General features: G+C 44.3%; 11 protein-coding genes and 1 pseudogene. 3 read left to right on the top strand and 9 right to left on the bottom strand.

Features of this window, described 5'->3' with window-relative positions; translation table 11 throughout:
• Window positions 1–40: 40 nt before the first annotated feature.
• From AC5JM2_RS20900 to AC5JM2_RS20875, 6 genes and pseudogenes are all read right to left on the bottom strand, one after another.
• On the bottom strand, window positions 41–196 hold the full coding sequence (locus AC5JM2_RS20900) for a hypothetical protein (RefSeq protein ID WP_495836761.1): 156 nt from the start codon (window positions 194–196) through the stop codon (window positions 41–43).
• Window positions 197–263: 67 nt separating this feature from the next.
• Entirely contained in the window at window positions 264–635 is a 372-nt protein-coding gene (locus AC5JM2_RS20895; protein WP_495836760.1) for an O-methyltransferase, read from the bottom strand.
• A gap of 81 nt (window positions 636–716) precedes the next feature.
• Window positions 717–1,000: pseudogene (locus AC5JM2_RS20890) on the bottom strand (ISAzo13-like element transposase-related protein).
• Window positions 1,001–1,103: 103 nt separating this feature from the next.
• Entirely contained in the window at window positions 1,104–1,655 is a 552-nt protein-coding gene (locus AC5JM2_RS20885) for a pyridoxamine 5'-phosphate oxidase family protein (RefSeq protein WP_495836401.1), read from the bottom strand.
• Window positions 1,648–1,833, bottom strand: a complete 186-nt coding sequence (locus AC5JM2_RS20880; RefSeq protein WP_495836400.1) for a hypothetical protein — start codon at window positions 1,831–1,833, stop codon at window positions 1,648–1,650. Before AC5JM2_RS20880 ends, AC5JM2_RS20885 begins: the two co-directional genes overlap by 8 nt.
• A gap of 32 nt (window positions 1,834–1,865) precedes the next feature.
• On the bottom strand, window positions 1,866–2,621 hold the full coding sequence (locus AC5JM2_RS20875; RefSeq protein ID WP_495836759.1) for a sulfite exporter TauE/SafE family protein: 756 nt from the start codon (window positions 2,619–2,621) through the stop codon (window positions 1,866–1,868).
• A gap of 115 nt (window positions 2,622–2,736) precedes the next feature.
• Between AC5JM2_RS20875 and cutA the strand changes: the two genes are divergently transcribed.
• A complete protein-coding gene (gene cutA / locus AC5JM2_RS20870) occupies window positions 2,737–3,057 on the top strand; it encodes a divalent-cation tolerance protein CutA (protein ID WP_495836758.1) in 321 nt (106 codons plus the stop codon).
• A 54-nt stretch (window positions 3,058–3,111) separates the two neighbouring features.
• Here cutA and AC5JM2_RS20865 read toward each other — a convergent pair whose 3' ends face one another.
• Together AC5JM2_RS20865 and AC5JM2_RS20860 are read right to left on the bottom strand one after the other, a co-directional pair.
• Entirely contained in the window at window positions 3,112–3,828 is a 717-nt protein-coding gene (locus tag AC5JM2_RS20865) for a 2-phosphosulfolactate phosphatase (protein ID WP_495836757.1), read from the bottom strand.
• Between the two features lie 19 nt (window positions 3,829–3,847).
• The gene (locus tag AC5JM2_RS20860; protein ID WP_495836756.1) at window positions 3,848–4,228 is read right to left on the bottom strand and encodes a VOC family protein; all 381 of its coding nucleotides are present in this window, start codon (window positions 4,226–4,228) and stop codon (window positions 3,848–3,850) included.
• Between the two features lie 375 nt (window positions 4,229–4,603).
• On the opposite strand from AC5JM2_RS20860, the gene AC5JM2_RS20855 reads away from it, so the two are divergent.
• Window positions 4,604–5,584: an aldo/keto reductase gene (locus tag AC5JM2_RS20855; protein ID WP_495836754.1), complete on the top strand. Its 981-nt coding sequence runs from the start codon at window positions 4,604–4,606 to the stop codon at window positions 5,582–5,584.
• 3 nt (window positions 5,585–5,587) lie between these two features.
• Entirely contained in the window at window positions 5,588–5,956 is a 369-nt protein-coding gene (locus AC5JM2_RS20850; protein WP_495836753.1) for a hypothetical protein, read from the top strand.
• 172 nt (window positions 5,957–6,128) lie between these two features.
• On the opposite strand, the gene AC5JM2_RS20845 is transcribed toward AC5JM2_RS20850, so the two are convergent.
• The gene (locus tag AC5JM2_RS20845) at window positions 6,129–7,475 is read right to left on the bottom strand and encodes an LLM class flavin-dependent oxidoreductase (RefSeq protein WP_495836752.1); all 1,347 of its coding nucleotides are present in this window, start codon (window positions 7,473–7,475) and stop codon (window positions 6,129–6,131) included.
• Window positions 7,476–7,851: the final 376 nt, after the last annotated feature.

Genomic DNA, 7,851 nt, shown 5'->3' with positions numbered 1-7,851 from the left:
TTATTGTAAAAACCTGGCTTCTTTGTTTTTATTGATTAATTTATTCTTTGGAAGTTCCCGAGGCGAGCAGCTCGTTGAAGCGGCGCACACCCTGGACGCTGGAATCGCAGATCTTGGCATCCACCACCGCTCCGTTACGCACGACATTATCGGCGACGATCAGGGTACCGCGACGAGAAAGCTTGAGCGCCCACACGAAGTAATCCGGATTGCTTCGTGTGGGCGTCGATGAAGATCAGGTCAAATGAGTCCTCCGCGACGAGCTACGGCAGCGTATCCAGCGCTCGCCCGAGGCGCAACTCAACGACATCGGACAGACCAGCGTGCGCGATGTTGGCGCGGGCGACTTCGGCGTGTTTTGGGTCAGCCTCCAGCGTGATCAGGCAACCGTCGGCGGGCAGCGATCGCGCCAGCCAGATCGTGCTGTAGCCGCCCAGTGTGCCAATCTCCAGGATGGTGTGCGCCCTTTGAATTTGCGCCAACAACAGCAGCAACTTGCCTTGGTTAGGGGAAACGTTATGCGGCGGCAGACCGGCTGCGGCGCTAGACTGGACGGTTGCATCCAGCGCTGGATCGGGCAGCACAAACAAATGAGTGATGTAGCGGTCAACCGCAGTCCATTGCTCTTGAGTCATAGATCCTCGTTTCGGAATATAAGCTATTTGCGATCGTTTCGGCGATTTTTGAAAAAGAAATTACCAGCTAAAGTGGTCGAATCAAAATATCCCATTGTTTCCTCTGGTTTTTTCCCCACGAGAATAATCCCCAATATTAACGGTAGCTTTACAGTCCATGCTTAGTCGTTTGACAAGTGTGCTTGTTGCTTGCTGATCAAATTCTTTGATGTTGTTGAAGATGTCGTCTGTTTGTGCAATTTTTTTTGAGGTTTGGCTTTTACAACTTTGCGAAGACGATAGCCCATTCGGTTCAATACTTGTGCCATTGTACTGGCTCCTGGCAATTGCTCCTGGCTAAATCCCTGCTCTTTTAGTTCTTTCAATGCCGATGCTGCGGTTAGTCGGGTATAGGCTAATTATGCGATCGCATACAACTACCTTTGCGCCAAAATCAGCCAATAAGAGAGCCAAAACTTTTCCTAAGTCTCATGACTTACTCAATGGAGTTGCTAAACCATCAATGCTGACCAGATTTTTTTGCTGATGATATTCTTTAAGTCCGGCTTCACCTTTTTTATTTGCCCATTTGACTAAAGTCTCCCTCTGTCCTTTATATTCATAAAGTGGTACGCCAAAACCACAGGAGGTCTGCACTCTTGAGATATCCGCTACAATAATTTGACGCGCTCCGGGAATCTCTGAAAACAAGGGATACAGAGTTTTCCATTCTGGCGAACTGGGAATAACTGTGTATCCTTTACCGTAGAGACGGAGAATACTCGGGGGTTCAGCAAAAGCGCAAAACATAAAAGTAATTCGCCCATTTTCTTGCAGATGGGCTGAGGTTTCGTTACCACTACCTGTAACGTCCAAGTAACCTACACGATGGGGACAAAGAACGCGAAAACCTCCTAGACCTTTAGGAGAAAGGTTAACATGACCAGTAGAGCTTAAGGGTGCAGAACCTACAAAGAAAAGGTGTTGAGCTTCAATAAATTCTTGCAGTTCTTCAGTGATGGATTCAAAAAGTTTAGCCATAGATTGAATAGTTTCTGTTGATAAATGCCCGACGTTCTACTCCATTCATTTTCGATGCTGCCAATCGCAAGTCTTCGATATACGATGATGTTAATCCTTTGAGTGCGCCTGCTGGAGCTAAGGTATCCAAAATGCTTTCTCGTGTTTCCTTCGCATCAAGAGTACATTTTACCTCCATCGGTAAATTCTTTCCTAGAAATCACCTTAAGCCTAACCATGAATAAAAAAGTAAATAGTCATACTAAAAGCAACAACCATCACAACTCTACGAATTAAACGGGGTTCAAGCCTACGAGCATAGTTAGCGCATAAGTAACCACCAAGAGAACCACCCACTGCCATCAAAATAGCTTGATGCCAAGCAATGACACCTGCAAAAATAAAGGGAATTATGGCAATTCCATTAATGCAACTCCCTAAAAACGTCTTAAACGCGTTCATGGTGTGAATATTTTTGATCCCCAAAAACGTCAGGGTTGCTAGCATTAAAATACCTAAACCTGCGCCAAAGAAACCACCATAGATAGCGATCGCTAATTGGGCTAGCATGAGGTTTAACAACGGTGGGGATTCTGATGACTTTTGACTCTGACGCCCAAACCATGCTTTGAGCGGTTCACCGAAGGTAAACACAAGCGTTGCTACCAGCAATAGATACGGAATTAGCTTTTGAAAAACATCTGCAGAGGTATATAACAAAGCAACAGAACCAAGCATTCCACCTACTAAACTGATGCCACATAGTAAGAAAAATTGCTGTCGCGGTATGGTTAAATTCTGACGATATGCTCCTGCACTCGCCAAAGCCGCTACCCATAAAGCAGTATTATTTGTTGCATTGGCAGCGATTGGAGGCACACCTGTAAAGATTAGGGCTGGAAATGTAATAAAACTTCCACCCCCTGCCACAGCATTGAGTCCACCTGCAATGAACGCGGTAATAAACAGAAGTAAGGTATGCAACATCAGAAAAGATGAATTATGATATGGTATTAGTCAGTAAACTTGCGACAAAATCGATTTCTAGCGAGTAGAAAAGAGTGAACTGTTATAAAATCTTAGACCTACTTTGTTGATTGACATGAAACTTTACTACATCACCTTGAATAATTCAGATGAAGCACGTCATATCGGTCGTGCTTTGTTAGAACAAAAACTAGCTGTTTGTGTTAATTGGTTTCCCATTACCTGCGCTTATATATGGAAAGGAGAAATTACAGAAGAACCAGAAGTCGTTTTGATTGTAAAAACTCAATCAGGTTATCGGGAGCAAATTGAAGAAGTGATTCTCCAGCATATTAATTACACCAACTTTATTGCAGAAATCTCACCCACAGAAATAAATAAAGGCTTCTTAGAATGGCTGAATGCTGAAGTTCCTTTACCTCTACAAAAAAACTAGAGCGACTAAATTTAAAAACCAAGAACCCCAACTTCTCACCAGAAGTCGGGGTTCTTATTTTTGACGGATGTAAGCGTTTTCAGTAAACAAAGGTACGCAATCGCTAACATTAAAAGCCGCTGCTAATTCCACATCTAACTCAAAACCTTTGGCAATCAACTCTTTTCCAGAAGTGCATTGTTTCATATACGTTAAAAAATCATGCTTAAATGCATGAAATGCTACTACAGCAGTTTCTGCTTCTGGTGAAAGACTGCCATTTAAATAACTAAGAATTGCCCCTGCGCCAATTAAATCTTCAAATGCTGGACGTAGGGTACCATCTTCCCATTTTTCACCTGCGGGAATCACTGCAATTTGAGATCCATATTTTTGAGCAAATTTTGCCACAGCTTCACTGTTTCGCAAGCAACCAGCGATGGTGGGAGTCTTTCCAGTCAGCAACGTCAGAGAAGAACCATTGGGAGATGCTACAACCAGCTTAGTTCCCGCAGAAATTTTCGTTAGAGATGCAGGAGAAAGCGAATAACCGTCTTTGGATAAACGACCTTTTGATAATTCTGCTTGTACAGACTGTGCATAGTCAAGGGCAGACTGATCTCTCCATTGGTAGGGATAAATGATTGCACCATTGTTTGTGGTAATTTCTGTTGAAGTTGAGAAAGATAGAACATCAACTATAACAATGACATCGCTAATAGGTGCGAGTTCAGAAACACCGTTTGCACCCCATTCGCAACGTAGATCAAATTCTACTTGGTCAAAAATCATTTTATCTGCTTGTGAATTGTTATGATAAAGTGCTGTGTTTTTCTGCTATTTCTATCCGATTTCCAGCGGGATCGCGCAGAAAAAATCGCGCATGTCCTGGTATTGGTTGTTGATCGGGAATAATTTCCACACCATGCGCTTGTAAGTGTTCCTGGAAAGCCTGGAAATCACTGACTAAGTAACAAATGTGTCGTCTAGATGCTGCATTGTCTGGTTTTTTTTCCGTACTAACATGAATCTGAATATTTCCCAGAACATACCAAGCACCTCCATTCGCTTTGATTGTCTCAGGCTTAGAAATTTTAGTGATTTCCAAAACTTTGCTGTAGAAAAATAGCATTGCATCTTCTGCTTCCGGGGAAGATGTGACTTGAATATGATCAATTGCATCCAACCACATAATTACTTTATCCAACTTTTAGATAGATGACGAAACAACAAAAATTAGAGATTTTAGAGCCGGGGGAATATGAAAAAAACTAAACAGAAGTTTATCTGGTTCAGTATTTTCTTTATTACTTAGTTGCATTAATATCTTCCCTGAGGAAAATACCTGCAAAATGATTGACGCTGTATTCGACTTGCACACCACAAGTCCACAAGTTATGATCAAGTATTCGATTTGCTGAAGTTTAGGTACACATAAATTTAGTATACTTAGTTTTATATCATGAAACTGAGGCAGCCTAATTACGCTTAAAAATTTGTATCTTAGTCTGCTAAGCCTTGACAAATTGGTAGTTTTGCACAGTACACACATCCTCAATTTAGCTTTATGAAATACGTTAATCTTGGCAAAACCGGACTGAAAGTATCGCGTCTGTCTTTAGGTACAATGACTTATGGCTCCCGCAAATGGCGAGAATGGGTACTAGAGGAAGAAAAAAGTCGCCCATTTATCAAACTGGCTTTGGAGTTGGGGATTAATTTCTTTGATACCGCCGATGTTTACTCTTTAGGTGTTAGCGAAGAGATTCTCGGAAGGGCACTCAAAGACTTTGCCAAAAGAGATCAAGTCATCATTGCTACCAAAGTTTACAATCAAGTGGGTGATGGCCCCAACGACAGAGGACTATCTCGCAAACATATTTTTGATAGCATTGATGCCTCATTACGACGCCTACACACAGATTATGTGGATTTGTACCAAATTCATCGTTGGGACAACGAAACACCGATTGAGGAAACCCTGGAGGCATTGCATGATGTCGTTAAATCGGGTAAGGTTCGTTACATTGGTGCATCAAGTATGTACGCATGGCAGTTCGCCAAAGCTCTTTACACGGCAGACAAACACGGCTGGACGCGCTTTGTTTCCATGCAAAATCACTACAACCTAGTTTATCGCGAAGAAGAACGAGAGGTCATACCATTATCTCGCGCTGAGGGGATTGGGATAATTCCCTGGAGTCCGCTTGCACGAGGCTTTTTAGCTGGAAATCGCCAAAAACAAAATTATGGTGAAACCATTCGTGCGAAAACCGATGAATTTGCCCACAATCTCTACTATGAGGAATCAGATTTTCAAATAGTCGATCGCGTCGTAGACTTAGCTAAACAACGTCAAGTTACCCCAACACAGATTGCTCTAGCTTGGCTGTTGCATCAACCAGGTGTAACGGCTCCTATTATTGGTGCGAGTAAAATAGAACATCTCAAAGATTCAGTAGAGGCTGTGGATTTGGTACTTTCTGAAGACGAGCAGAAGTTGCTTGAGGAACCTTACAAACCACATCCGATCTTAGGGCATGGTTAGAACATGAGTAAATTGATGGGCAATACTTTGATGTTTGCAGATCGTTTAATTGAACTGATTCAACAAAAAGGCACTCCCTGTATTATCGGACTCGATCCCGCATTAAAGTATATGCCCTCAGCTTTTCTCCAAAAGTTGGAAATATCTACTGACAGCTCTATTGAGGCACAGGCAGAGGCATTATATCTTTATAATTTGCAAGTGTTGAATGCAGTTTATGACCTTGTACCAGCCGTCAAGTTGCAGTCAGCTTACTACGAGGTTTTTGGTTCACAAGGAATTCGCGCCCTCGAACGAATTTTTAACAATTGGGTAGCTAATTCTACGTTGACATGTTTGTCCAGGTTTCCAACTTGGAGATTTTCGGCGTAGTTTTGGTGGTTGCTGGTGTGCGAATCCGCGTTAAAATTCCAGCCATCGTTTGTGCAACCCGTCCAAAAGTTAATTTTTCCAGTGGTTCATGTCTTCGTGTGCTGGTTATCTGTAACGATCACTTAACATAAGGACGATACTTCCGTCTCCAGGTAAATGCGCTCACCCACATCTAGCTTACAGACGCGGTTCTGGTCTGGAAAAAGCGGTTGGCAGGGCGGGCAAGCCCAAGATTTTCCCGCAGCGTCTTACCCTGATATTCTTTGCGGAAGATTCCACGCCGTTGGAGTTCTGGCACAACCTTGTCTACAAAATCATTCAAACCTTCAGGCAGAAAAGGGAACATGATGTTGAAGCCATCAGATCCTTCCTCAGTCAGCCATTGCTCCATTTCCTCGGCGATCGTTTGGGGTGTACCGACAAACGCCAGTCCGCCGTAACTACCGACGCGTTGAGCCAGCTGTCGAATAGTCAGGTTCTCGCGTTGCGCCAGTGCTATTATTCGTTCTCGCCCACTCTTGCTGGCGTTAGTCTGTGGGATTTCTGGCAACAGACCGTCCGGATCGAAACCCGAAACATCGTAGCCAAGGGCACTATTCAAGCTGGCAATTCCACTGTCATAGTGTACTAGGCTGTCCAAATGTGTACGCTTGGCGATCGCCGCTTCCACAGTTTCACCCACAATCACCAAAGCACCTGGAAGAATTTTGATGCTTTCTGGGTCACGTCCAATCGCCCGCGCCCGTCCCTTAATGTCAGCAAATAAAGCTTTACCTGCCTCCAGATTACCAGCAGGTGCAAACACGACCTCGGCTGTTTCGGCGGCTAATTGTCGTCCGGCATCGGATGCGCCCGCCTGGACAATTACCGGCCAACCCTGGACAGGTCTGGCGATGTTCAAGGGTCCGCGCACCGAGAGATATTTTCCCTGATGACCCAGAACGTGAATTTTTTTGGGATCGAAATAAATCCCTGATTCCACATCCCGGATGAACGCATCGTCAGCGAAGGAATCCCAAAGTCCTGTTACGACATTATAGAATTCCCTAGCCCGTGCGTAGCGTTCGTCATGCTCTACCTCCTCTTCCAAGCCGAAGTTGAGCGCTGCATCTGGATTTGATGTGGTGACGATGTTCCAGCCGGCGCGACCGCCGCTGATATGGTCAACAGACGCAAAGCGGCGAGCGATGTGGTAAGGCTCGTCATAAGTGGTGGAAGCAGTAGCTACCAGCCCGATGTGTTCGGTGACGCTGGCAAGGGCAGAAAGTAGAGTGAAAGGCTCGAAGGAGGTGACGGTGTGACTGCGCTTGAGTGCGTTGATCGGCATATTAAGCACCGCCAAGTGATCGGCCATGAAGAATGCGTCGAACTTGCCGTGCTCTAGTTTCTGGATGAATTGTTTCAGCGCCGGGAAGTTGAAATTGGCATCAGGCAAAGCCCCAGGATAACGCCAAGCGCCTGTATGTATGCTTACCGGACGCATGAACGCACCCAGTTTTAATTGCTTCGATTTGCTCATTAGCCCTCCGTTACATGATCCAAAACCCGCTGCTATCACAACTCTTAAGACCTGTTATTTACACTGCTATTGCTTGTACTGTCTTTGTTCTACATCATACTCCAACACCTCCAGAATAGCGCCTTGGTGTTCTTTGCTGGTTTTCGACTTCGCTTTTGACTGATTAAGTGCAGTAGCGACCTCAATTAAATACTCAAATTAACTTTGATAGGGGCGCGGCAGTTGGCGCAGTTTATGAGCAGTATCCAATTCACTATTGTTTTTTCTGCCATATCCCCAACCCAAGATGTGACGATACTCACCCATGATGCCACTTTCAATTAAGGGACTTCCAAGCAATAAAATCACCCAAAGCAAGAATAATAATCATTTGGAG

This window comes from Brasilonema angustatum (genome assembly GCF_059505445.1).
Note: the sequence above shows the minus strand (reverse complement) of the source record. Positions and strands in the feature narration are given on the sequence as shown.

Coding starts and splice junctions, on each gene's coding strand:
- cutA (WP_495836758.1), top strand. CDS start 2,737: ATGAAACTTTACTACATCACCTTGAATAATTCAGATGAAGCACGTCAT.
- AC5JM2_RS20855 (WP_495836754.1), top strand. CDS start 4,604: ATGAAATACGTTAATCTTGGCAAAACCGGACTGAAAGTATCGCGTCTG.
- AC5JM2_RS20845 (WP_495836752.1), bottom strand. CDS start 7,475: ATGAGCAAATCGAAGCAATTAAAACTGGGTGCGTTCATGCGTCCGGTA.
- AC5JM2_RS20895 (WP_495836760.1), bottom strand. CDS start 635: ATGACTCAAGAGCAATGGACTGCGGTTGACCGCTACATCACTCATTTG.
- AC5JM2_RS20880 (WP_495836400.1), bottom strand. CDS start 1,833: ATGGAGGTAAAATGTACTCTTGATGCGAAGGAAACACGAGAAAGCATT.
- AC5JM2_RS20865 (WP_495836757.1), bottom strand. CDS start 3,828: ATGATTTTTGACCAAGTAGAATTTGATCTACGTTGCGAATGGGGTGCA.
- AC5JM2_RS20885 (WP_495836401.1), bottom strand. CDS start 1,655: ATGGCTAAACTTTTTGAATCCATCACTGAAGAACTGCAAGAATTTATT.
- AC5JM2_RS20860 (WP_495836756.1), bottom strand. CDS start 4,228: ATGTGGTTGGATGCAATTGATCATATTCAAGTCACATCTTCCCCGGAA.
- AC5JM2_RS20850 (WP_495836753.1), top strand. CDS start 5,588: ATGAGTAAATTGATGGGCAATACTTTGATGTTTGCAGATCGTTTAATT.
- AC5JM2_RS20875 (WP_495836759.1), bottom strand. CDS start 2,621: ATGTTGCATACCTTACTTCTGTTTATTACCGCGTTCATTGCAGGTGGA.